Annotated in this window: 1 pseudogene; it reads right to left on the minus strand. The window is 48.1% G+C overall.

The features are described from left to right. Positions 1–148: 148 nt before the first annotated feature. Positions 149–339, minus strand: a pseudogene (locus tag AW165_RS18715) (glycerol kinase); the annotation flags it as partial.

A 339-nucleotide genomic window follows, 5' to 3' on the forward strand; every position in this document is an offset into this window, starting at 1 on the left:
TCGAAAATAGAAACTTGCTCTATTGTGCTCGAATTAGCGCATTGTGAGAAGCTGTGGGAGTGTGGAATCCGCGATCGAACGCAAAAAAAGAGCGCCAACTCGGCGCTCTTTACGATTAATCAGGGGGAAACTAATCGTTTATCAGAAATTAATCGTCTTCGTCGTGAAGCTCAGACCAGGTTTGAGCACACTTAACCGCGCGCTTCCAACCTTTGTAACGACGGTTACGTTTTTCTTCATCATCGTGTGGTTCGAATGTGCGATCGAGCACCGCTTTGTCTTGCAGCTCATCAATGCTCTCCCAGAAACCAACCGCTAGACCAGCTAGGTAGGCTGCAC

Origin of the sequence: Acinetobacter sp. LMB-5 (genome assembly GCF_001541635.1) — a bacterium.
Lineage (GTDB): Bacteria > Pseudomonadota > Gammaproteobacteria > Pseudomonadales > Moraxellaceae > Acinetobacter > Acinetobacter pittii.